General features: G+C 73.6%; 16 protein-coding genes. 5 read left to right on the plus strand and 11 right to left on the minus strand.

All coding sequences use genetic code 11. From position 1 onward, the window contains the following. Positions 1-19: 19 nt before the first annotated feature. A complete protein-coding gene (locus MTES_RS09005; RefSeq protein WP_013584935.1) occupies positions 20-1018 on the minus strand; it encodes a LacI family DNA-binding transcriptional regulator in 999 nt (332 codons plus the stop codon). Positions 1019-1236: 218 nt separating this feature from the next. Here MTES_RS09005 and MTES_RS09010 point away from each other — a divergent pair, with 218 nt between their 5' ends. From MTES_RS09010 to MTES_RS09020, 3 genes are all read left to right on the plus strand, one after another. After that, the gene (locus MTES_RS09010) at positions 1237-2271 is read left to right on the plus strand and encodes an agmatine deiminase family protein (protein WP_013584936.1); all 1035 of its coding nucleotides are present in this window, start codon (positions 1237-1239) and stop codon (positions 2269-2271) included. Beyond that, positions 2268-3968, plus strand: a complete 1701-nt coding sequence (locus MTES_RS09015) for an amidase (RefSeq protein ID WP_013584937.1) — start codon at positions 2268-2270, stop codon at positions 3966-3968. The genes MTES_RS09010 and MTES_RS09015 overlap by 4 nt, the downstream gene beginning before the upstream one ends. 81 nt (positions 3969-4049) lie before the next feature. After that, positions 4050-8819, plus strand: coding sequence for an SCO7613 C-terminal domain-containing membrane protein (locus MTES_RS09020; protein ID WP_013584938.1), 4770 nt, complete (start codon positions 4050-4052; stop codon positions 8817-8819). Between the two features lie 861 nt (positions 8820-9680). Here MTES_RS09020 and MTES_RS09025 read toward each other — a convergent pair. The 10 genes from MTES_RS09025 to MTES_RS09070 form a co-directional block, all read right to left on the minus strand. Beyond that, positions 9681-13874, minus strand: a complete 4194-nt coding sequence (locus MTES_RS09025) for a type VII secretion protein EccC (protein WP_013584940.1) — start codon at positions 13872-13874, stop codon at positions 9681-9683. After that, positions 13871-14665, minus strand: coding sequence for a hypothetical protein (locus tag MTES_RS09030; protein WP_013584941.1), 795 nt, complete (start codon positions 14663-14665; stop codon positions 13871-13873). Before MTES_RS09030 ends, MTES_RS09025 begins: the two co-directional genes overlap by 4 nt. Next, on the minus strand, positions 14662-16011 hold the full coding sequence (locus MTES_RS09035) for an EsaB/YukD family protein (protein ID WP_013584942.1): 1350 nt from the start codon (positions 16009-16011) through the stop codon (positions 14662-14664). Before MTES_RS09035 ends, MTES_RS09030 begins: the two co-directional genes overlap by 4 nt. Further along, positions 16008-16283 (minus strand): hypothetical protein, encoded by a 276-nt coding sequence (locus tag MTES_RS19545; protein ID WP_013584943.1) that lies wholly within the window; start codon positions 16281-16283, stop codon positions 16008-16010. The genes MTES_RS09035 and MTES_RS19545 overlap by 4 nt, the downstream gene beginning before the upstream one ends. After that, entirely contained in the window at positions 16283-17059 is a 777-nt protein-coding gene (locus MTES_RS09045; protein ID WP_013584944.1) for an FHA domain-containing protein, read from the minus strand. Before MTES_RS09045 ends, MTES_RS19545 begins: the two co-directional genes overlap by 1 nt. 133 nt (positions 17060-17192) lie before the next feature. Next, positions 17193-17504, minus strand: coding sequence for a pore-forming ESAT-6 family protein (locus MTES_RS09050; protein WP_013584945.1), 312 nt, complete (start codon positions 17502-17504; stop codon positions 17193-17195). A 17-nt stretch (positions 17505-17521) separates the two neighbouring features. Beyond that, a complete protein-coding gene (locus tag MTES_RS09055) occupies positions 17522-17854 on the minus strand; it encodes a hypothetical protein (RefSeq protein WP_013584946.1) in 333 nt (110 codons plus the stop codon). 121 nt (positions 17855-17975) lie between these two features. Continuing rightward, the gene (locus MTES_RS09060) at positions 17976-18551 is read right to left on the minus strand and encodes an HhH-GPD-type base excision DNA repair protein (protein WP_043362517.1); all 576 of its coding nucleotides are present in this window, start codon (positions 18549-18551) and stop codon (positions 17976-17978) included. Between the two features lie 29 nt (positions 18552-18580). Beyond that, positions 18581-18877, minus strand: a complete 297-nt coding sequence (locus MTES_RS09065; protein WP_013584948.1) for a hypothetical protein — start codon at positions 18875-18877, stop codon at positions 18581-18583. Positions 18878-19077: 200 nt separating this feature from the next. Continuing rightward, complete coding sequence (locus MTES_RS09070) at positions 19078-20406, minus strand: glutamyl-tRNA reductase (protein ID WP_013584949.1); 1329 nt, start codon at positions 20404-20406, stop codon at positions 19078-19080. Between the two features lie 100 nt (positions 20407-20506). On the opposite strand from MTES_RS09070, the gene hemE reads away from it, so the two are divergent. Beyond that, positions 20507-21571 carry a uroporphyrinogen decarboxylase gene (hemE, locus tag MTES_RS09075; RefSeq protein ID WP_013584950.1) on the plus strand — a complete coding sequence of 355 codons (1065 nt, stop codon included), beginning with the start codon at positions 20507-20509 and terminating at the stop codon, positions 21569-21571. Next, complete coding sequence (gene hemG / locus MTES_RS09080; protein ID WP_013584951.1) at positions 21568-23070, plus strand: protoporphyrinogen oxidase; 1503 nt, start codon at positions 21568-21570, stop codon at positions 23068-23070. The genes hemE and hemG overlap by 4 nt, the downstream gene beginning before the upstream one ends. The last annotated feature ends 50 nt before the right edge of the window (positions 23071-23120 follow it).

A 23120-nucleotide genomic window follows, 5' to 3' on the forward strand; every position in this document is an offset into this window, starting at 1 on the left:
CGAATCCGGCGCGTGGCGCCTACGGCGCGGCGGTGCTCGCGCGGACGATGAGGCGCGGGAGCCTGACCTGCACGCGATCGCCCGGGGGCGCGGCATCCTGGATCGCGGTGAACAGGTCCAGGCAGGCCGCGCCGACCTCGCGGGCCCCGAGATCGAACGAGGTCACCGCCGGCGTCAGGAGGCCGTGCATCGGCTCGTCCACGTACGCCGCGAGCAGCAGGTCGGTTCCGACCTCTCGCCCGGCGCGGTGAGCGGCGTCGAGGGCCGGCGCGGCTGAGCCGCTCGGCCCCACGATGAGCGCGTCGACCTGCTCGGTCGCGAGGATCTCGCTCACGGCGGCATCCACCTCGTCGGCGGTGGGGATGAAGCTGATCGTGCGGGAGATCGGGATGCCGCCCCGTTCGGCGATCCACGTCTCGTACGCCCTCGTGAGCTCCCGGGCCCAGGCGGTGCCGCGGGGCGGGAGGATCGTGGCGATGCGCTGGGCGCCGCGGGCGGTGAGGTGGTCGAGGAGTCCGCGGAGGGCGGTCTCGTGGTCGTACACGACGCTGCCCGCGACCCGGTCCTCCGCGCCGAGGAGGTGCTCGGCGCTGACCACCGGGCGCCCGGTGTCGAGGATCGCCCGGATGCCGGCATCCTCCGCCGTCGCGTCGACCACCACGTATCCGTCGACGAACGCGGTCGGCGGGGTCTCGTCGTCGGCGTCCCGATGGGGGAGCAGGATCACGGACAGCCCGCGATGGTCGGCGGCGTCGACCAGCCCGAAGGCGAACTCGGTGTAGTACGGCAGCCGGGTGGCCCCGGGCGGGAGGTGGAGACCGACCGCGCCGTACCGGGCCGTGCGGAGGCTGCGTGCGGGCGCATTCACGACGTAGTTCAGCGCGCGAGCGGCGGCCAGCACGCGCTCGCGCGTCTCGGGGGAGACGCCCGCCTTGTCGCGCAGGGCGAACGACGCGGCCGCGATCGAGACGCCCGCGGCGGCGGCCACGTCGTGCAGCGTCGGTTTGCGGGGCGTCACAGGGCCCGACGTTACCCGACGGGGAATCCGCTCTTGCGCTGCGGTCTACTTAAACGTTTAATGTCCCTGAAACACCTCCGGCTCACCGACCGAAACACGCGGTCCGTAGCCTCGGCCGCATCCGGTCGTGATCGACGACGATCCGCCGAGGCCCGGCGCCCGTGCCCGACGGCAGGCCGCCCTCCCCGATGAATCCGACAGAAAGAGATGGCCCGCTGATGAGTTGGCGCATGCCGAGCGAGACCGCCCCGCAGACACGCACCTGGATGGCCTTCCCCGCCGAGGGGCCGACCCTCGGGGAGACCGACGCCGAGCGCGAGGCCGGCTACGCCGCCTGGACGGCCGTCGCTCACGCGGTCGCGGAGTTCGAACCGGTGGCCATGGTCGTCGACCCCGCCGAGCTCACCCGGGCGCGGCGCATGCTCTCGTCCGACATCGAGATCTTCGAGGCTCCGGTCGACGAGTTCTGGATGCGCGACGCCGGACCGACGTTCGTCCTCGACCCGGAGCGCCCCGGCGTGCTCGGAGCCGTCGCCTGGACCTTCAACGGCTGGGGCGACCACTGGTGGGGCGAGTGGCGGAAGTCCGCCGGACTCGGTCGCTTCGTCGCCGAGGCGGCCGGCGCCGAGCTCGTGTCGTCGCTCCTGGTGAACGAAGGGGGTGGCATCCACGTCGACGGCGACGGAACCGTGTTCCTCACCGAAACCGTGCAGCTCGATCCGCGCCGAAATCCGTATGCCGACCGCGCCCGCGTCGAGGCCGAGATGGCCCGCACGATCGGGGCGACGCATTTCGTGTGGCTGCCGCGCGGACTCACCCGTGACTACGAGGACTTCGGAACGAGCGGGCACGTCGACATCGTCGCGACGATGCCCTCGGCGGGAACCGTGCTCCTGCACGACCAGCGCAACCCCGCCCACCCCGACCACGCCGTCTCGGCGGAGCTGCGGGCTTTCTTCGCCGAGCAGACGGATGCCGCCGGCCGCCCCTTCACGGTGCGCGACCTCCCTGCTCCCGACGCCCTCCGCGACGCCGACGGCGACACCGACTGGAGCTACGTGAACCACCTCGTCGTCAACGGCGGAGTGATCGCGTGCGGCTTCGACGAACCCGAGGCCGACGGCCGGGCGCGCGGGATCCTCGAGGAGGCGTATCCGGGACGCCGGGTGGTCACGGTCGACGCCCGCGAGCTGTACGCCCGGGGTGGCGGCATCCACTGCATCACCCAGCAGCAGCCGGAGGTCGGGGCATGATCGAGGTCACCGAGGCGACCATCGCCCAGCTCGCCGCCGCGCTCGCCGCGGGCGAGACCACCGCCGTCGAGCTCCTCGACGCGCACCTCGCGCGCATCGCGGCCTATGACGCCCCCGACTCCGCGACGAAGCTCAACGCCGTCGTGGTGCTCAATCCCGACGCGCGGGCCGAGGCCGAGGCCTCCGATGCGCGGCGCGCTGTGGGGCAGGCGCGCGGGCCGCTCGACGGCATCCCGTACACCGCGAAGGACAGCTATCTCGTGCGCGGTCTCACTGCGGCATCCGGGAGCCCGGCGTTCGCGGACCTCGTCGCGCGGAGCGACGCCTTCACCATCGAGCGGTTGCGGGAGGCGGGGGCGATCTGCCTGGGGCGCACGAACATGCCCCCGATGGCCAACGGCGGCATGCAGCGCGGTCTTTACGGCCGCGCCGAGAGCCCGTACAACGCCGACTACCTCACCTCCGCGTTCGCCTCGGGGTCGTCGAACGGATCCGGCACGGCGACGGCGGCGTCGTTCGGCGTCTTCGGACTCGGCGAGGAGACCTGGTCGAGCGGGCGGGCTCCGGCATCCTGCAACGGGCTCTGCGCGTACACGCCCTCGCGCGGCGTGATCTCGGTGCGCGGCAACTGGCCGCTCGTGCCGACGATGGACGTCGTCGTGCCGCACACGCGCTCGATGGCCGACCTGCTCGCCGTGCTCGAGGTGGTCGTCGCCGACGATCCCGAGACGCGGGGGGATTTCTGGCGCGCGCAGCCGTGGGTGCCGCTCCCGGCCGCGTCGGAGGTGCGGCCGGAGTCGTACTCGGCGCTCGCGGCCGACGCCACGCTGGTCGGCAAGCGGATCGGCATCCCGCGCCTGTTCCTCGGCACCGACCCGCTCGCGGGCACCGGCCCGAAGGGCGTAGGCGGGCCGACGGGGGAGCGGATCGAACCGCGCCCCTCGGTGCTCGCGCTGTGGGAGGCCGCCCGCGCCGACCTCGAGGCCGCGGGGGCGATCGTCGTCGAGACGGACTTCCCCCTGGTGAGCAACTACGAGGGCGACCGGCCCGGGGCGCCGACGATCTCGACGCGCGGGCTGGTGTCGCCGGAGTTCCTCCACAGCGAGATCGTCGACCTGTCGGCGTGGGCCTGGGACGACTTCCTCCGCGCGAACGGGCACCCAGGACTCGCCGTCGTGGACGGGGCCGAGATCTTCCCGCACCCCGAGGGCGCTCTGCCCGATCGGTACACGGGCTTCGACGATGACATCGCCCTGTACCCCGCGCATGTGCGCGAACATCCGGTGGAGGCATTCACCGAGATCCCGCATCTGGAGGAAGGGTTGCGCGGTCTGGAAGAGACCCGCCGCCGTGATCTCGAGGAGTGGATGGATGCCGAAGGCCTCGACGCCCTGGTCTTCCCGACGCAGACCGACATCGCCCCCGCGGACGCCGACGTGAACCCCGCCGCGGCGGACATCGCGTGGCGCAACGGCGTCTGGGTCTCCACCGGCAACCTCGCGATCCGCCACTGCGGGGTGCCGACCGTGACGGTGCCGATGGGAACCCTCGACGACATAGGGATGCCGGTGGGCCTGACCTTCGCCGGACGGGCGTACGACGACACCTCTCTCTTGCAGCTCGCCGTCGCTTTCGAGGCGACGGGCGTGCGGCGCACGGTGCCGCCGCGGACGCCCCCTCTCCGCACAGGCGGCTGAGCGCGGTCGGGGCTGTGGACAACCCCCTCTCGGCGTGAGCGCTTCGCTAGCCTGGAGCACGACCGACGCCGAGGGGGGACCATGACGGAAGTCGCGGGAAGGGATGCCGGGAACCACCGGCTCGTGTGGCCGTCGCAGCCGGAGCTGCTGACCGACACCTCACGGTGCCCGTGGTGCTTCGCACCGATCACGGCCTCGCCGTGCGCGACGTGCGGACTCGACCTCAGCGACCCGCGGACCTTCGACGTGCTCTCGCTGTCGCAGCGCATCGCGGGCCTCGCGCGGGCGCGCGACGAGGCTCTGCGGCGGATCCGGACGGATGCCGTTCCGGCGGCGGAGCCTGCGGTGGCCCCGGGGACGGCGCCCGCGGGGCCGGCACCGGCGTCCGTCCCCGCGCCCGTAGCGGCGTCTGCGCCGGAGCCGACACCCGACACCGCGTCCGGGCCGGTGGCGGAGCCCGCATCCGTGCCGGAAGCCGCGGCCCGGCCGGAGCCCGCGTCCGCGCCGGAAGCCGCGCCCCGGCCGGAGCCCGCGTCCGCGCCGGAAGCCGCGCCCCGGCCGGAGCCCGCGTCCGCGCCGGAAGCCGCGCCCCAGCCGGAGCCCGCACCCGTGCCGGCGCCGGAAGGCGCGCCCGGGCCGGTAGCGGAGCCCGCATCCCTGCCGGCGCCCGAAGCTGCGCCGCCGGTGCCGGTGGCGGCGAACGCGGCGGCCCCACCGACCTTCGCCGCCCTTCCGGGCTTCGCGCCGCCCGCGGGCGCCACGCCGCCGCCGGGGGCCGCGCTCCCTGCCGGCGAGCTGCACCCCTTCGCGGGCGGCGGTTCGCCGCAGGCGCCGGCGACCGTCACGGGGGCACCGGTCGGCCCGCCGGTGCCGACGCCGACGCCCGGCGAACCCGCCAAACCCCGCCGCTCCGGGGTGCAGGTGTTCCTGCTCTCGATCGGAGTCGTGCTGCTCGCGGTGGCCGCGGCGTTCTTCCTGACCGTCGCGTGGGTCAGCGGGGGGCTCGTGCTGCGGTCGATCATCGTGGGCGCGGCGACCGCGGGCGTCATCGTCACGGCATCCGTCCTTCGCCGTCGTCGGCTGACCGCGACCGCGGAGGGCATCGCGCTCCTCGGGATCGCACTCGTCGCGCTCGACGTGTGGGCCGTGCGCGCGAACGACCTCGCGGGAGCCTCCGGCGTCGACGCGCGCGTCTACTGGGGGTGGGCGGCGATCGCCGCCGGGGTCGGGTTCGTGGCCTGGGCTCGCCTCGCGGGTCTTCGCGCCCCGCTGTCCACGGGGATCGCGGCGCTCGCCGTGGGGCCGCCTCTCGTCGTCGCCGGTCTCCTCGCCCACGATGCGACCCTCGGGTGGTACGCCTCCGGCCTGACGATCCTCGTCCTCACCCTCGCCGCCCCTCTCGTGTCGCGGCTGGCCCGCGCGGACGCCGGATCCGTCGCCGTCGAGATCATCTCGCTGCGGGTATTCGCGGGACTGGGCGCGTTGCTCGCCCTGGTCGCCGCGCTCGTGCTCGATCCCGACACGGCGTGGACGCCCCTGGCTGCGAGCATCCCGATCGCGGTGCTGCTCGCGATCCACGCCGGGCTGCTCGTGCGCACGGGAGTCGCCCAGGTCGCGCCCATCGCCTCGCCCTTCGCGGTGCTCGCCCTCGGTTCCGGGGTCGCGGCGAGCGTCGTCCGGCTCGCGGATGCCACGGTCGCCGTCACCGTGCCGGTCCTCGTCGCGGTGGTCGTCGCTCTCGCCCTCGAAGCCGTCGCGGGTCGCGTTGCGGCCGGCGCCGCCCGGACGACCCTGCTCGCCGGAGCCTTCACGGCCGCAATCGGAGCGGCGCTCGCCGCGGTGGCCCCGGTCCTGTGGGCCCTCGCGGCCCTGGGCACGCCGCTGCGGCGACTGCTCCCGCTCTTCGGTGAGTCCTCTCTGGCGATGAACGACGTGGATGCCACGAGCACGGCGGCCGTGGTCACCCTCGTCGCCGCGGTGGTGCTGGCCGCTCTCGTGTGGCGTCTCACCGGCCGCGGATCGAGCCGGCGTCTCGCCATCTGGTGGGCCGGCGGGGGCGTGATGCTGCTCGTCGGTCCGCAGCTGCGGGTCACCGTCGTGATCGTGCTCTGGTACCTCGCGATGGCGATCGCCGGCGTGATCCTCTTGCGACGTCGACGCGGCGACATCGCGGCGTCGGCCGTCGTCGGCAGCCTCGCGCTCCTCACCGGTTGGACGCTGTCGTTCTCGTCGCCCCTGGCCTGGACAGTCGCGACGCTCGGCGTCCTCGCGGTCCTCTGGATGCTGGCATCCCTCGCACCCGCCGCCCGCGTGCCGGCCGCGGTGGTCTTCGTCGTCTTCGCGTCGTGCAGCGCGTGGCTGGCGCCCGCCGCCGCGTTCGAAGGCCTCGATGTCGACATCCTCGGTCTCGGCCCGCTCGAGGCGGTGGCCGCGACCGCGACGATCTGCCTGATCCTGGCCTTCGTCCCCTGGCGCGGGGCGCTGGCCGCACCGCGCGGACTGGACGCGAAACAGCGCGAGGCGGCCGCTCTCGCGGCCCTGGCGATCGTCCTCCTGGCGTCGTCGATCTTCGCCGTCCTCGGCAACGCCGATTCGGCCGCGGCGACCTGGTGGGCCGTGATCGGCATCCTGGCCACGAGCGCGGCGGCGGTGGTCGCTCTCGGCCCCGTGTACCGCGCGTGGGGTGTTCTGCGCCCCGCCGCAGCGGTCGTCTGGCCCCTGCTGGGCGCGATGGCGGCCCTGGCGATCGCCCGCCCGCTCACGGAGGTCGCGCTGGTCTCGAGTGTCGCGGTCGCCGCCGTGGCGCTGGTCGCCGCCGCGCTCGCTCTGGTGGTCCTGCGGCGCGAGGTGCGGGTGCGGCTGCTCGCCGACGTCGGCGCCGCCGTGGTCGCCCTCCTGGCGGTGACGGCGCTCGCGCCGCGCGGGAGCGTGTGGCTTCCCCTGCTCATCGTCGCGATCACGGCAGTGGTGTGGTCCGTCGATGCGGACGGGCTCTTCGTCTCGCGCTCGCCCCGTCGTCACGTCGTGTGGCTCGCGCTCGCTCTGGGGACGGCAGCGCTCTGGCTGCAGCTCTTCGCCGAGCGCGTGGAGACCGTCGAGCTGTACACGCTCCCGCTCGCCGTCGCCCTCCTGCTGCTGGCCGGGCTCACGGAGCGTGCCCGCCGACGCGTCGAAGGGCGCGCGGTGGCTCCTCCCGCCGTCATCGCGTTCGCGGGCTCCGCGCTCGCCCTCGTCCCCACGGCCGTCGCGGATGCCGGCGACACGGTCCGCGTGGTCATCGCGGGGGTGCTCGGCGTGACCCTCGTCGTCGCGGGTGCCTGGGCGCGACCGCCCCGGACCCCCGACGTCCTTCCCCTCGCCGTGGCTGCCGGTGGCGCGCTCTCGGTGGTGCTGGTGTGGGGGACGCAACTTCTGCGTGCGGCCGAGCGAGGAGACAGCGAAGGCCCCCTCCGCGATGTGCTCGTGCTCGTCGTCGCGGCAGCCCTCGCCGTCGCGGCCGTCGGTTGCAGCCGTCGTGCGGCGTCGTGGGCTCTTCTCGTCGCGCGATCGACGACGATCGCGGCGGCCGTCGTGCTCGCGATCGGCGAGACCGTGCTCGTCGCGGTGGACGGCGGTCCGCTCGTGCGCGGCGTTCTCGCGGTGCTCGCCCTCGGCGCCGCAGGCGCGGCCGCGTCGCGCACGCGGCACGCGCTGGCCGGAGTCCCGCTGGCATCCGTCCTGCTCGGCGGAGCGGCGCTGGTCGCGGTGACCGGCCTGGGGGTCGGCATCCGTCCCCTCGAATGGATGACTCTGCCCCTGGCTCTCTCGCTCATCGGTGCCGCGGCGGTCTCACGCGTGCGCCCCCTGCCTCCGCAGGTGGTGGGAGGGGTGACGCTCGGGCTCGGCGTCGGTCTGCTTCCCTCCGCCGCTCTCGTCGCCGATGAGATTCCCCGGGCCATCGCCGTGCTGGTCGCGGCGATCGTGCTCCTCGTTGTGGCATCCCTCGTCTCGCGTGAGGCCGCCCGCCCGCTGGTGCTTCCCACGTTGGGCGTGGCCGCCCTGGCACTCGTCGTCGCCGGCGGGGTGCGCGGAGTCGTCGACCTCGAGCGTCCTCTCTTCGACGTCTGGGTGCTCGCGGTGGCCGTGCCGCTCATCGTCGCCGGGGTGCTCCTGCAGCGTCGGGGCGAAGCCGTTCCGTCGTTCGCGCCCCTCACGGCGGTCGTCGCGGGCCTCGGGTTCACCGCGATCCTGTCCACCGTCCGCATCGCGACGGTCGGCGACGAGAGCCTCCGTGCCGCGGTGACGATCATCGCGATCCTCCTCGTCGCGGTGCTGTGGCGCGGTGCGCACAGCGTGGTCGTGTTCTGGGTGGGCGTGGGTCTCGCGGGCGCGGTCGCCGCGGTCGCGCTCGGGGCACGCTCCGCCAACCCGGTCGAGCTCGTCACAGCGCCGATCGCCGTCGTCCTGATGCTGCACGGCATCCGGTCGCTCCGCGCCCGTGCCGAGCTGGGCAGTTGGCCCGCGATCGGCGTGGGAACGGCGCTCCTGCTTCTGCCGTCGCTCGTCTTCGATTTCGCCTCCGACAACGTGTTGTGGCGCGTGATCGCTCTCGGAGTCGTCGCCCTCGCGGTGCTCCTGGCGGGCGTGCGGTTCCGCTTGCAGGCTCCGGTACTCCTCGGCGGCATCGTCCTGATCGTTCACGCCGTCGCGCAGCTCTGGCCCTGGATCGCCTCGATCTACGAGAGCGTCTCGGGGCTGTGGTGGCTCTGGCTCGCCATTGTCGGTGCTCTCCTCATCGTCGTCGCCGCGACCTACGAGCGTCGCATCCGCGAGGTGAAGGCTGTGGCGCTCGCCATCCGCGCGCTGCGCTGACGCGCGTTGGTGCTGGCGTGGGCGGCGGGGGCGCGGCGCGGGGGCGCAGCGGGGTGCGCGGGGGCGCGGCGCGGGGGCGGGGTGCGCGAGGCGCCGGTCGCCCGGGCGTGGGTTGTGCGGGTGTGAGTCTGCGCGAGGCGAGTCACCGGCCCATCGGCCGCGTGCTGCCGCGACGCGTCGACTTTGCATCGCCGCCCGGCCGAGGTCGCAGATTCGGAGACGCATCGCAGAATCGGACGAAACCAGGTTCTGCGTCCGAATCTGGTGCGGTGATCCGATTTCGGTGACGGCTGCGCGCTCGGGTCGCTCTCCTCCGCTCGATTCGAGCGGCGGCGACGCATCAATCGGGAGCTCGCCGCCGGTCGGCGCGAGGGTTGTGGCACCCTGCGAACTCGCAGACCCGCGCAAACCTCGCAGAACCGCGCAAACCTCGCAGGATCCACGCCGAAATCTGCGAGTTGGCGGGATATCTCCGAGCGTGAGCCACTCCCACCCCCGGCTAACCCGGGCGGTTCGCGTGCCGACGCCGCGTCAACCGGGAGCTCGCCGCCGGTCGGCGCGAGGGCTGTGGCACCCTGCGAACCTCGCAAACCCGCGAACCTCGCAGGATCCACGCCGAAATCTGCGAGTTAGCGGGATATCTCCGAGCGTGAGCCACTCCCACCCCCGGCTAACCCTGGCGGTTCGCGCGCCGACGCCGCGTCAGTGGGACCTCGCCGCTGCCCGTGTCCGCCGACGCCGAGCGCGGGGCCACCGGCATCGTGGTGCCCTCCGGCTCGTCGATGCCGTCCTGGCGGGTCGCCGCGACCTGTGCGGGGGTAGCGGGAGATTCTGCCGCGCCGGCAGGGTCGTCCGGGAGACTCATCGCCGACGGATCACCCCCACCCGAAGCGCCCGCCGCGACACCCCGGCCGCCGTCACCGGTCGCGCGTCCCACGCCCGCACCACCCGAAGCGCCCGCCGCGACACCCCGGCCGTCGTCACCGAGACCTCGTCCCTCTCCGGCTCCGTCCGAAGCCGCCGCGCCGCGTGAAGCCGCCGCGCCGTCCGAAGCCGCCGCGCCGCCCGCAGCGCCCGCGCCGCCCGAAGCGCCCGCGCCGCCCGAAGCCGCCCGCCCGAAGCCGGTGCGACGGAAGCAGCCGCCCCCGTGGCATCCGGATCCGACGCGACGAAATTCGCGATCTGCACGAGCGTCGGCCGCTCGCCACGCCGCGCGAGGCGTCCGCGGCCGGCGATCATCGGCTCGGCGTAGAGCTTGGGCAGGATCGCGCCCTCCGAGCGGTCGCCCGACATGATGAGCGCGGTGCCGCCGGTGTCGCGGATGCCCTGCAGTGCGGAGTCGAACATCGCGCGCGAGGCGCCGGCCACCGGCCTGCTCACCACGACGTTCAGCCGGAGGTCGCGGGACGACGCGAGGTACGGCAGCAGGGGGCGCAGGGGCTCGGTCCCCCCGGCGGCGAGGATGTCGAAGTCGTCCGCGATCACGAGGATCCGCGGCCCCGCATCGCGGTCGGTCTGACGCTTCTCCAGCTCGACGGCGATCGACTCGGCGAGCAGGCGCGCCTGACGTCCCGAGGTCGCGTGTCCACCGAGATAGGCGTCGGGAACCTCGGCCACGAGCTCGCCGCGGGCGTCCATGAGCGCGATCACGAGCTCCTCCGGGGTGTGCCGGTCGACCGCCCCGCGCACGATGCCGCGAAGAGCCGTGGTCTTTCCGCAGTGGCTGTCGCCGAGCACGAGCAGGTGCGGGTCGCGCGTGACGACGTCGACCAGCACGGGCTCCATCGTGTCTTGGCGAAGCCCCAGGGGCACGGCATCCGGTTCGTCGATCGCGTCGGGAAGGTCGCCCGGCGACAGTTCCTCGGGAAGCAGCCGGATGGGAGCGGCGCCCTGACCGCCCCAGCGGGCCGCGCTCTCGCGGGCGAGCTGCTCGAGCGCTTCACCGGTGTCGCCGTCCTCGACCTCTTCGAGCAGCGGCAGCGCCACCTGCGCGAACAGCTTGTCGTCGGTGAGGACGCGGCCGGGCTGATCCGCCTTGAGCGTCGTCGAGAGCTTGCGGGCGATCTGCGAATCAGCGGGGTCGTTGAGCTTCAGCTCGAGGCGCGTGCCGATCAGGCCCTGCAGGTTCATGCGCAGTTCGTTCCAGCGCGAGAGGGCGACGACGACATGGATGCCGAAACTTCCACCCCGCTCCAGGAGCTGCGCGAGCGGCGGCTCGAGGTCTTCGAAGTCCTGGCGGAGCGCTCCGAGACCGTCGACGAGCAGCACGACGTCCGCGCTCGGAAGCTCGGGCAACCGCCCCTGGGCGTGCTGCCGGCGCATGTCGGCGAGCGAGTCGAGGCCCTGATCGCGGAACACGCGCTCGCGCGTGGCGAGCATCCCGGTGAGTTCCTCGAGCAGGCGGGTCAGACGTTCGCGGTGACCGCGCGTGGCGACGCCACCCACGTGCGGGAAGGGCTCGATGCGCGCGAGGCCACCCCCGGTGAGGTCCATGCCGTAGATGCTCACCTGACGGGGGGAGTGCGTGAACGACAGGGAGGCCGCGAGAGTGCGCAGGAACATCGAGCGCCCGGACTGGGGCGCCCCCGTGATCGACACGTGTCCGCCCGAGCGGGTGAGGTCGAGCATCCAGGGAGACTGCGTCTGCGTCGAGGGGTTGTCGAGGAGACCCATCGGCGCGCGCAGGGTGCCGGCGCCGTCGGCCTGCGGGAGGACACCGCCCAGGGTGAGCACCGGGGGGAGCGGTGGAAGCCAGACGGGCCGCGTGCGGGTGACCCCTCGGGCGAGGCGTTGGGTCGCGGCCTGGACGAGCGTCCGGCCCGTCGTGGGCGTCTCGGGCTCGGCGCTGTCGAACTCCTCGGCCTCGAGCGCTTCGTCGGGCAGGTCGTACGCGGGCAGCGGCAGGACCGGCGGTGCGTCGTCGTGGTGAGGTCCCGCCTCGACGGGGTCGGGGACCGGGCCCGAGACGTACCCGGCGCGGAACCGCGTGTAGACCGAGGTGTCGACCTTGAGGTACCCGAACCCCGGGATGGCCGGCAGATGGAAGGCATCGGGGGTGTCGAGGACGACCGCCGACTCCGCCTCCGAGAACGTGCGCAGACCGATCCGGTACGACAGGTACGTGTCGAGACCGCGCAGGCGCCCGCCCTCGATGCGCTGGCTCGACAGCAGCAGGTGCACGCCGATCGAGCGACCGATGCGCCCGATCGTCAGCAGAAGCTCGACGAAGTCGGGTTCGGCCGTGAGCAGCTCGCCGAACTCGTCGATGACCAGGAAGAGGTGCGGCAGCGCCGGCAGATCGGGGCGTTCCCGGCGCATCTGGCGGTAGTGACCGATGGATGCCGCGTTCCCGGCGTCCTTGAGCAGGCGCTGGCGACGCACGACCTCGCCCTGGATGCTCGAACGCGCGCGCTCGGTGAGCTGGGGGTCGTCGGCGAGGTTGTCGATGATGCCCGCGACGTGCGGCAGGCGCGCGAACGGCGCGAACGCGGCCCCACCCTTGTAGTCGACGAGGATCATGCTGAGGTCGTCGGGGGAGTGCGTCAGGGCGAGCCCGAGGATGAGCGTGCGCAGCAGCTCGCTCTTGCCCGAGCCGGTCGCGCCGATGCAGATCCCGTGCGGTCCCATGCCGAGCTGCGCCGACTCCTTGAGGTCGAGCAGCACCGGCCCGCCCCGGTCGTCGACGCCGATCGGCACCCGCAGGAACTCGGCGGCACTGCGCACCCGCCACGCGGCCTTCACATCGATGGCATCCACGTCGGCGACGCCCAGGAGCTGCGTGACGTCGGGAGCGAGCGAGGTCCCGGCGTCCTCGGCGGACGTGCGCGTGAGGCGAAGCCCGGCGAGCGGCCTCGCGATGACCTCGAGAGCGTCGCTCGAGACGAGGTCGATCCGGATGCCGGTGGACGGGGCCTCGCCCGATCCCGGTGTTTCGACGGTGGCGATGCCCTCGGTGACGGTCACGCGAGCTCCGACGGTGGGCGGCTCCTTCAGCCGGTCGTCGACGAGGTGGACGACCGTGACCCCGAGGTCGGCGAGGCTGAGCGCCGCGTCGAGGCGTGGCATCCCGCTCGCTTCGCCGTCGCCCTCGTCGACGAAGACGATCAGACGGCCCGGCTTCGTGCGGCGTCCGGCGCGTCGAGATGCGGCGGCGGTCGCGACGCGGTCGCGGAGCTCGGCGCTTAACAGCGACAGGACGTCGTCGAGGGTGGGGGCGAGGCGCCGTGCCGCCACGGCACCCGAGGGGGGAGTGTCCGACGACAGGTGGGGCACGAGGTCGAGGCCGCGCCAGTCGTCCCGGTGGTGCGGGGCGACGGCGGCGGCGATGTGCACGTCATCGGGCGAATGGAACGCAGCGATCTGCGCCACGAGGGCGCGGGCCACGTTCAGGGTGTCGGCGCGTTCGCCCACGATCGAGACGTGTCCGCCGCGCTCCAGGTCGACGGTGGCCGGCATCCCCTGCGCGACGCCCGCGAGACGCACCATCCGCTCGGCCGACTCGCGCATGACCGGATCGAAGGGTTGCACCGGATTCTGCTCGGCGGGGAGGGCCACCTCGATCGCACGCAGGTCGCCCGTCCCGATCCGGACGCGGAGGAAGTCCGTGTCGCCGGGGCGCCGCTCCCAGCGCCGCGCCGGGTCGGCTCCGATCTCGACGAGCGTGCCCGGAGACGGGTTCAGCGCGAGCGCCGCGTCGCGCTGCCGGTCGGCGCTCTCCCGCACTCTCCCGCGCGTCTCCTCGAGATAGTCGAGGTAGCGTTCGCGCTGCACGCGCCGTTGGCGGGCGGCGTTCCCCCGCTGGGTGAACGCCATGCCCAGACCGCCGACGAGGGCGACCACCAGGATGACGGCGCCCACCACGACCATGATCGGGTTGTTGCGCAGCAGCACGATCATGGTGATCGACGACAGGCTCCCGACGATCGGCAGGAGCGACTGCAGGGGGAAGCCGGTCGGCCCCTCGCCGATCGGCGGCGGCGGAGCGAGGACGACGTCGTCCGCGGGCTCGACGGGTTCGCTGATCCGCGCGGGACGGTGGACGATCCGGACGTTCACGCGACCTTCTCCTCGGCTCGCACCAGGGTCGCCGCGAGACGCACGATGGCGCGGTGGGTGAGCGAGCGGCGGGCGGCGCCGCCCGCGTTCAGGCCCGGATCGAACGGCACCGCGACCACCGGGTGCACGGCGCCGACACCGAGGGCGCGCGCGACGGCGTCGCCTTCGCGGGCATGATCGACGAGGGCGAGCGTCACCTCGGGAGATTCGGGAAGAGACGCGATCGCGGCCACCACGGAGCGGGCGTGTTCGGCCGGCGACCGACGGGCGTCGCTGACGACGCAGACGACGTCGCACAGGGCGGCGCACGCCGCGAGGTCGGCGAGGGGATGCCGGACCCCGAAGTCCGTGATCGCGACGTCGAAGAAGCGGGTGATGGGGGCGGCTTCGCCGAGCCACGTGCCGACCGCATCGGAGTTGTCGCGCGGACGGAGCGCGACGACGCCGTCGACGACCTCGAGCCCAGAGAGCGCCTCGGCCGTGGTGCGCGCGGCGGCGCGCGTCTCGTCGGGGGCCGCGGGTGCCGCGCCGAGACGCGCGCCGAGCCCGCTGTCGCCGGCCGAGACGTCGACGGCCAGCACGGGGTCTTTCCGACGCGCGGCGATCGCGCGCGTGAGCTGGTGAGCGACCGTGCTGGTCCCCGCGCCCGGCGACAGCGACAGCACGCCGACGCGACGCGTGGTCGACAGACCGCCGCGGATCGCGGCATCCCACGAGGTCAGTTCGACGCGCCCGTTCGCGCCGCTGCCGAACACCGCCGTGGCGAGAGCCCGGCCATCGAGCACCGTCACGAGCGCCCGCCGAACATCGCGAGCAGATCGGCGTAGACCCCGAGAGCTCCCACCAGCAGCGGCAGGAGGGAGATGACGGCCAGCGTCTCGATGACGTTGCCCACCCCGCGCAGCCGCGCGCGGACGTGCGGGCGCGGGCGGACGAGCACGAGGGCGGAGATGACGGCGGCAGCCACGACGGCCACGGCTGCGCCGATCCACGCGCGGTCGCCCGAGAGCAGGATCGTCAGAGCCGAGGCGGCGATGACTCCGGCGGCCGCCCACAGGAGCCAGCCCTGCGAGCGGAGCGGGAACGCGCGGGTGCGCAGCGCCGCCACGAGGAAGAGGGCGAGGGCGAGGAGCTCGGTCCAGACGGTTCCCGAGAACGCGAGAACGACACCCGTCACGCCGAGAACCGAGGCCGTGGCCGCGACGCTCCAGGTGAGAGCGGCGTAAGCCTCGTCGATCGCGGCGAACGTGCGGGAACGGGTCGGCGGCGAGCCGTCCGCGGCGCGCTGATCGAGATCGGTGAGCCCGGCGGCGGCGAGGGCGATCCAGGGGAGGGGCCCGGTCGCGAAGGCCGCCACCACTCCCGTGATCGCGGCAGCCGACACCACGTCCACCCGCGCGAGCACGAGACCCAGGAGGAGAGAGGCGAGCACCGCGCCGACCGCGCCACCCGCCGCGGCTCCGCGTCGCCGATGGGCGACACCCACGGCCAGGATGACGGCGGTCGAGCCGACGGCGATCGCGGCCGCGATCCCGGCGACGAGCGCCGCCGTCGCGGGATATCGGGCCGCCCCGAGCGCCGCGGCTGTCGCGCCGCCCACGGGCAGCGCCAGACCCGCGGCGGCTGCCGCCACGCACACGGAGAGGCGGCGGAGGCCCCCGAGACCGAGCGCCGTGGTCGCCCCGAGCAGGAAGAGAGCGACACCGAGGAGGGCGAACGCTCCGACCGCCGGGTCCCCCCAGGGGGCCATTCCCCCGGCGAGGGCGAAAGCGGCGGCGATCCCCGCCGAGCCGGCGATCGCGCGCGAACGGTCGTCCCATCGATCGGGGCGGGCGTCATGCGCGTCGGCGGCGGCGTCGGTGACGTCGATGACCACGGGCGGCGGGGGCGCGGCATCCAGTCGCACGAGTCGCACGAGCGATCCGTCGACGAGGTCGAGCTGTTGCGGAGTGAGAGCGATGTCGATCTGCTCCCCGTCCGGGGCGACGACGGCGAGCGGACGCGCCACGGTGCCGGCGGTCTCGCCCAACAGGTCGAGCAGACGCGGAACGGCCGCTCCGAGGGGCTCGGCGCTGGGGACGACGACCTCGACGCGGCGCTGCGCGCCCGCCACGGTGACGCGGGTGTAGATGCTCACGGTGTCTTGGCTCCGGTCGGGGTCGGGACGGACGACGGGGTCTGCACGGTCGACGACGCCTGCGCCCGCTCGCTGAGCAGCTGCGACACGAACGACACGCCGACGCACGCCGCGCACGCGACGGCGGCGATGACGATCGTGCCCATCAGTCGCTTGGCGTGGTCGTTGACGGTGCGGCGCTCGCCGATGTGGCCGTAGAGGAGGGCCGAGCCCAGACGCATGCGCTGGATCTTCGCCTGCTCGATGAGCACCGTGTCGCGTTGGTCGGGCATCAGCGGCCTGCCTCTCGGATCGTCAGGACGCGGTCGCCGATCTCCAGCGTCACGGTGCCGGGCACGGGCGTGCGCTGGTGGGCAAGAAGGGGCGTCGGCGACCCCGCGCCGCGCACGAACGTGCCGTTGGTGGAGCCCAGGTCGGTGACCCACACCTGTCGGCCGTCCCACTCGAAGCGCACGTGCGACTTCGACAGCGTGCGCGACATGTCGGCCCACCGGTACACCTGGGCGGGGGCGTCGGGGGGCGCGACCGGATCCCGACCCAGAACGAGGGCCGAGTCGAGCGACAGCCGCTCGCCCGAGTCGAGGGAGAGTGTGGGCACCATCCCGCGCCGGGGGCGAACGGATGCCAGGGCCCCCTCACCCGCCTCGGGAAACGCGAAGGCGGCGATGGCGGGGGCGAACGGGTCGCGGCCGCGCCGGAGGTCGTACGCGCCGAGCGCTCCGCTGACGAGCGCGAGGAGAGCGCGGCTTCCGGCGGCGGCTCCGGTCGATCGCCGGACGACGCGGATGTCGACGGTCGCGGCTCCGAGCGTGCGCCCCGTGCGTCCGAGCAGCCAGGCGGCCACCCCGAGCAGGATCAGGGCGATCACGACGAGGATCGCGCCCACAGCGGGAAGGCCGGCGACGGCGATCGCGATACCGGCGGCGAGCACGGCGAGGGGCATCACCACGTCGAGCGCCACGGCTCCGATGACCTTGGCCGCGCTCGCCCGTTCGGTGAACACGAGCGGATCGACGTCGGCGAGCCGCAAAGCCTCGTTCGTGGTCATGCCGCCTCCCTGGACATCGACCAATACCTTATTCGGGTCGCCCACCCGACCCCGCGGGCTTGATCACGCGCGCGAAAGGCCCCCCGGCACGACGACGGCGCCGGACGCGAACGTCCGGCGCCGTCGTCGCGAATCAGCCGATGGATTCGACGGCTGCGCGGGCCTTGCCCAGCGCCGTCTGGGCGGCTTCGTCGTTGCGCTCGAGCGAGGAGCGGAGGGTCTGGATGATCCCTCGGACCTCGGCGGCGGCGTTCTTCCACCGCACTTCCTTGCCGTGGTAGTCCTCGGACACCCCGTCGGCGGCGTAGTCGGCCATCGCGGCCTGCACGTCTTTGTCGCGCTGGTCGATGAGCGCCTCGAGCTGCGCCGCGACGCGGTTGAAGTTGTCTTGGGCGTTCTGCGAGGCCGCGACCGAGTAGTCGCGACGATCTGCCTGGTTCACCATTCGTACGTCTCCTTGTCTCAGCGGGCGCCGAAGCGCGCGGCGTCGAACGACGATCCGGACTCGAGGCTCGTGGTCTCGTCGACCATGGCCGACTCGCCCTCCTGGAACGAGCGGTCCATGCCGGTGATACCGGTGAGGACGCCGTCGAGCGAGAGCTTGAGCTCGGCCGAGATCTCGTCGGTGCGGGACTTGAAACGGTCGAAGGCGGCGCGCCCGGCGCCCTGGAACTGTCCTTCGAGAGGCTCAGCGGCCTCGAAGAGCTGGCGGACGAGCAGAGAAAGCTCGTCGCTCGAGCCCGATGTTGCCTTGCTCAGCACACCCAGTGTGCTGGAGCCCATTGCGAACTTCACGAGAGACCACCCTTCGGTCGTGAAACGGGGATGACGAACGACACGACATTAATCACGTCGGCGCGGGCAGGGAAGCCGTTGCACAGGACTCTCCCCAAACCCTCATCTTGTGCAGGAGGAGTCAGCTCGCCTTCTCGCGGGCCGCCGCCTTGGCGGCACGCTTGAACTCGCGCACCTTCGTCAGCGACTCGGGACTCGTGATGTCGGCGACCGAGCGGAACGATCCGTCCTCCCCGTAGGGAGCAGCGGCGTCGCGCCAGCCCGCGCCGTCGAACCCGCGCTGTTTGCCGAGCAGCGCCAGGAAGATCTTGGCCTTCTGCTCACCGAATCCGGGGAGTGCTTTCAGGCGCTTCAGCACCGTCCGCCCGTCGGGGTCGTCCCGCGTCCAGATCGCGGCGGCATCCCCGCCCCAGTCCTGCTCGATCGCGGCGCAGAGGGCTTGCACGCGCGTGGCCATCGATCCCGGGTAGCGGTGCACCGCCGGCGACTGCGAGAAGGCGGCGGCGAAGGCCTCGGGGTCCGCGTGCGCGATGGTCGCGGCATCCATCGATCCGGTGCGTTCCCGGATCTTCAGCGGGCCCGCGAACGCGGTCTCCATCGCGACCTGCTGGTCGAGCAGCATGCCGATCAGCAGAGCGAGAGGATTGCTCGAGAGCAGGTCGTCGGCGGCGGGGTCGTCCGTGATGCGCAGACTCATGCGTCCATTCTCGCGCGGACCCGCCCCGATCACTCCGGCTGGACTTCTTCGGGCTCGGCGATCCACTTCTGCGCGAACGGCACGGCATCCAGGGTGTCCAGGTCGGCCGTGACCTCGGTGAGCTGCTTCTCGAAGTGCTCGACGTCTCCCGCCGGGAGGCGCTTGACGAGCGAGCCGTCGGCCCGACGGATCACGACCTCGCTCACGGACGGGGCGTCGGTGCCGGCGTCGAACAGTCCCATGACCACGGTCGCCGCCCAGCGCAGGCCGTTGCCGGAGCGCTTCTCGCCGGCGACGCGGTACACCTCGGATGCGGGAGTGCTCATGGCATCCATCCTGCCCGACGGGGTGCCCGCTCCGGTTCCGACCTGCGTGACGCCGGGCTCCCGGAATCCGCGCTCCGCTCCGCGCCACGGCTCGCGGTCGGGGGAGGATCAGGGACGACGGGAGGACGGATGCCGAGGCCAGCCCCTCCGCTCGTCCCGGGCCCTCCGCCGGTCACAGCGCGGCGGCGCCTCGAACCGCGTCAGCCCGCGTCGGCCACGGGGCGTTCGACGGAGGTCGCCGAATCGGCGACCTCGATGCCGAACAGGGCCGACAGTGCGTCGATGTACTCGTCGGCGCGACCGGTCTCGGCGAGTTCGTGCGCGCGCGTGGTCGGGGTGTGCAGCAGCACGCCGACCAGGTGGCGCAGGGCCTGCTCGGTCTGTCCGCCCTCGTCGCCGCGGGCGCGGACGCGCGCCACCTCGGCGTCGAGCACGCCGAAGACGTGCGCACGCAGGGCGACGACCGCGGGCGTGATGTTCTTGCGCTCTCCCACCGACACGAAGCGGCGGGCGGCGTCGCGGACAAGGTCGCGGGCGGCATCCGTCGCCTGGAGTTCTTCGAGCGGAGCGTGCAGGCGGATCGTCTCGAGGTCGAGCAGGTCGACCCCGGGAACCTTGGCGACATCGGGGTCGACGTTGCGGGGGAGCCCGAGGTCGATCACGAGGCGTCGACCGGAGTGGTCGACCGGGCAGCCCCCGGTGGCGGGGGCGGCGGCCTCGACGGCGGTGCGGCCGGCGGCGTAGGTGGCGGCGCTCACGACGTGGTGCTCGCTCGTCGTGCACGTGATCACGAGGTCGGCGTGGACGACGGCGGTGGGGAAGGTCTCGGCCGACACCGCCCGCAGGCCGTGCTTCGCGGCGAACTTGGCGGCGCGACCCGAGGGCGAGTGCACCGAGATGTCTTCGGCGCCCTGGTCGCGAAGAGCGGCCACGGTGGCGGCGGCGTAGGCGCCCGTGCCCACGAGCAGGACGCGCTGCGTCGACCAGTCGGCGATGCGGCTGCTCGCGAGCTCGAGGCCGAGGCGCACGAGGGAGCGTCCGGCGCGGCCGATCGCGGTCGAGTTCTTCACGCCCCGCTGCGCTTCGGACGCGCGCTGGAACAGGCGCTCGAGCTCGGCCGAGGTGCTGCCCTGCTGGCGCGATTCGGTCAGCGCGCGCCGCACCTGCCCGGCGATCTCACCCTCGCCGACGACGACGGACTCGAGTCCGGATGCCACGGCGAACAGGTGCTCCGCGACCTCGCTGCCGCCGAGCACGGTGTACGAGCCCTCGAGCTCGCGGGCGGGAACGCCCGTGGCGGCCTCGATGGCGGCGAGCGTCGCCTCGACGCCGAGGGCGACGCCGGCGGTGACCGGCTCGTCCATGTCGATGTACGCCTCGAAGCGGTTGCAGGTCGCGACGACGACAGCGCCCTGCACGCACTCGCCATGCTCGGTGATCAGGGGGGCGACCGGGGTGCTGGGTACGCTGAGTCGCTCGAGGAGCTCGAAGGACGCGGTCTTGTGACTCGCGCTGACGCACAGCAGCACCCGCCCATTCTACGCCCGGGTCTCGACCCATCGCCCAGGCGGCCGCTCGACATCGAGGCATCCCCTGTTCGCCCACGTGCCGAATGGGAGAATGGATGCCATGGCCACCCCCGATGCCCCCCTTCTGCGCGCCCTTCGCGGCGACCGTCCCGAACGGCAGCCCGTCTGGTTCATGCGGCAGGCGGGGCGCTCGCTTCCCGAGTACCGCGAGCTGCGCGTGGGGACCCGCATGCTCGACGCGTGCCTCACTCCGCACCTCGCGGCCGAGATCACACTGCAGCCCATCCGCCGGCACGACGTGGATGCCGCCATCTTCTTCAGCGACATCGTGGTGCCGCTGCGTCTCGCCGGCGTCGACGTCGTCATCGAGCCCGGCCGCGGCCCGGTCTTCGCCGATCCGGTGCGGACGGCCGACGACGTGGCGCGCATCACGGCGATCGATCCCGCCGACGTGGCCGCGGCGGCGGAACCGGTGCGCGAGGCCGCCCGCCTGGTGACCGCCGAGCTCGACGATGCCGTTCCGCTGATCGGCTTCGCCGGAGCGCCCTTCACCCTCGCCGCCTATCTCGTCGAGGGCGGCCCGTCGAAGGAGCACCTCCGGGCGCGCGGGATGATGCACGCCGACCCCGAGTCCTGGCACCGGCTGGCCGGCTGGCTGTCGCGCGTCTCCCGTGCCTTCCTCGACGCGCAGATCGAGGGCGGCGCTCAGGCGGTGCAGCTCTTCGACTCCTGGGCGGGGTCCCTCTCGCCGGCGACGTTCCGCGAGTTCATCGCCCCGCACTCGCGCGCGGCGCTCGAGGGCATCGAGGTGCCGCGCATCCACTTCGGCGTCGGAACCGGTGCATTCCTCGACGACATGCGCCTGAGCGGCCTCGCCGACGCGGTCGGTGTGGACTGGCGGATGCCGCTCGACGAAGCGGCAGCCCTCGTCGGGCCCGACGTGACGCTCCAGGGCAACCTGGATCCCGCTCTGCTCGGAGCCCCGTGGCCTGTCCTCGCGGCCCACGTCGACGACGTGCTCGCCCGCGGACGCGCGGCCCGCGCGCACATCCTCAACCTCGGTCACGGCGTCCCGCCCGACACCGACCCCGACGTGCTCACCCGGATCGTCGCGCACGCGCACGGGCACCCGCACGGCGAGCTCGAGCCGGGGACGCCGGCATGAGCGAGCCGCTCGATCGCCTCGCCCGCCAGGCGTCCGAGACCCACGTCGTCGTGGCCGGTGGCGGGATCGCCGGCCTCGTCGCCGCCCGGGAGTGCGCGAAGGTCGGATTGCGCGTGACCGTGCTCGAGGCCTCCGACGCGTTCGGCGGCGTCGTCCGCTCGGCGGAGGTCGGGGGACTCACCCTCGACGTCGGCGCCGAGAGCTTCGCCACCCGCGGCGGCGTCGTGAGCGCGCTGCTCGACGAGCTCGGTCTCGCCGACGCCGTCGTCTCGCCGAACCCCGCCGGTGCGTGGGTCGCAGGAGTGCCGGGAGTCGGGGCGGCTCCCCTCCCGAAGGGCGGGGTGCTCGGCATCCCGGACAATCCCTTCTCCCCCGACGTCCGCCGCATCATCGGCTGGAGCGGAACCTGGCGCGCGTACCTGGATCGCCTGCGTCCCCCGCTGACGATCGGTCACCAGCGCAGCCTCGGCACCCTCGTGCGCACCCGCATGGGCGCGCGCGTGCTCGATCGGCTGGTCGCTCCGGTGACGAGCGGGGTGTACTCCGCGCGTCCCGACGACATCGACGTCGACCTCGCCGCGCCGGGGCTGAACGCCGCCCTCACGCGGACGGGCTCGCTGTCGGGAGCGGTCGCCGAGATGCGGCTCAGCCGCACGACGGCCAAGCCCGCGGACGCCCCGGCCTCCGACGTTCCCGCGGCAGACGGTCGCAAGGCGCCCGCCCCCGGGGGAGCCGTGCAGGGCATCGCGGGCGGGATGTCGCGCCTCGTCGACGCCCTGGTCGCCCAGCTCGAGGAGCTCGGCGTCGAGCTGCGCACGGGAACCCCGGTCGAGGAGCTCGCCGCCGCAGGTGCGGGCTGGAGCGTCACGACCTCCGACGACGCCGACCCGATCGCCGCGGACGCGGTGATCGTCGCGCTGCCCGAGGGGCCGGCCCGCGCGCTCCTCGCCCCGGTCGTGCCTGCCCTCGAGGCGGGAGACCCCGTCGCGCCGGTGGTCGAGGTCGTCACCCTCGTCGTCGACGCCCCCGCCCTCGACGCGGCGCCCCGCGGAACCGGCGTCCTCACCGTGCCCGGAAGCCACGTCGCGAAGGCGCTCACGCATTCGACGGCCAAGTGGGACTGGGTCCGGGATGCCACCGCCCCCGGCGTCCACGTCGTCCGGGTCTCGTTCGGTGCCCAGGGCGAAGAGCCCGCCACCGCCGAGCTCGACGACGACGCGGCGGCCCACCTCGCCCTGTCGGAGGCGGCGGCGATGTTCGGCGTGGAACTGCCGGCATCCACTCTCCGTGCCTCTCGCCGGGTGCGCTACGTGCAGTCGCAGCCCGCGGCGACGATCGGCCGCGCGGCCGAGACCGCCGCAGCGCGCGGTGCGGTGCACGCGATCGCCGGGCTCGGGGTGACGGGGGCGTGGGTCGCCGGAACGGGACTCGCGCAGGTGATCCCCGACGCGCGCGCCGAGGCGGACCGCGTCCGCAGCGCGGCGCTGTGGCACCACTGACCGACGAGCTCTCTCGGAGATGTCCGGGTCTGTCAAGGCCGGATGCCGGA

It is taken from the genome of Microbacterium testaceum StLB037, assembly GCF_000202635.1.
Taxonomy (GTDB): Bacteria; Actinomycetota; Actinomycetes; order Actinomycetales; family Microbacteriaceae; genus Microbacterium; species Microbacterium testaceum_F.

Excerpts from the sequence above, each read along its gene's own strand:
- MTES_RS09060 (WP_043362517.1), bottom strand. The coding sequence starts at position 18,551 with ATGAGTCTGCGCATCACGGACGACCCCGCCGCCGACGACCTGCTCTCG.
- MTES_RS09050 (WP_013584945.1), bottom strand. The coding sequence starts at position 17,504 with ATGGTGAACCAGGCAGATCGTCGCGACTACTCGGTCGCGGCCTCGCAG.
- hemE (WP_013584950.1), top strand. The coding sequence starts at position 20,507 with ATGGCCACCCCCGATGCCCCCCTTCTGCGCGCCCTTCGCGGCGACCGT.
- MTES_RS09065 (WP_013584948.1), bottom strand. The coding sequence starts at position 18,877 with ATGAGCACTCCCGCATCCGAGGTGTACCGCGTCGCCGGCGAGAAGCGC.
- MTES_RS09045 (WP_013584944.1), bottom strand. The coding sequence starts at position 17,059 with ATGACCACGAACGAGGCTTTGCGGCTCGCCGACGTCGATCCGCTCGTG.
- MTES_RS09010 (WP_013584936.1), top strand. The coding sequence starts at position 1,237 with ATGAGTTGGCGCATGCCGAGCGAGACCGCCCCGCAGACACGCACCTGG.
- hemG (WP_013584951.1), top strand. The coding sequence starts at position 21,568 with ATGAGCGAGCCGCTCGATCGCCTCGCCCGCCAGGCGTCCGAGACCCAC.
- MTES_RS09015 (WP_013584937.1), top strand. The coding sequence starts at position 2,268 with ATGATCGAGGTCACCGAGGCGACCATCGCCCAGCTCGCCGCCGCGCTC.
- MTES_RS09020 (WP_013584938.1), top strand. The coding sequence starts at position 4,050 with ATGACGGAAGTCGCGGGAAGGGATGCCGGGAACCACCGGCTCGTGTGG.
- MTES_RS19545 (WP_013584943.1), bottom strand. The coding sequence starts at position 16,283 with ATGCCCGACCAACGCGACACGGTGCTCATCGAGCAGGCGAAGATCCAG.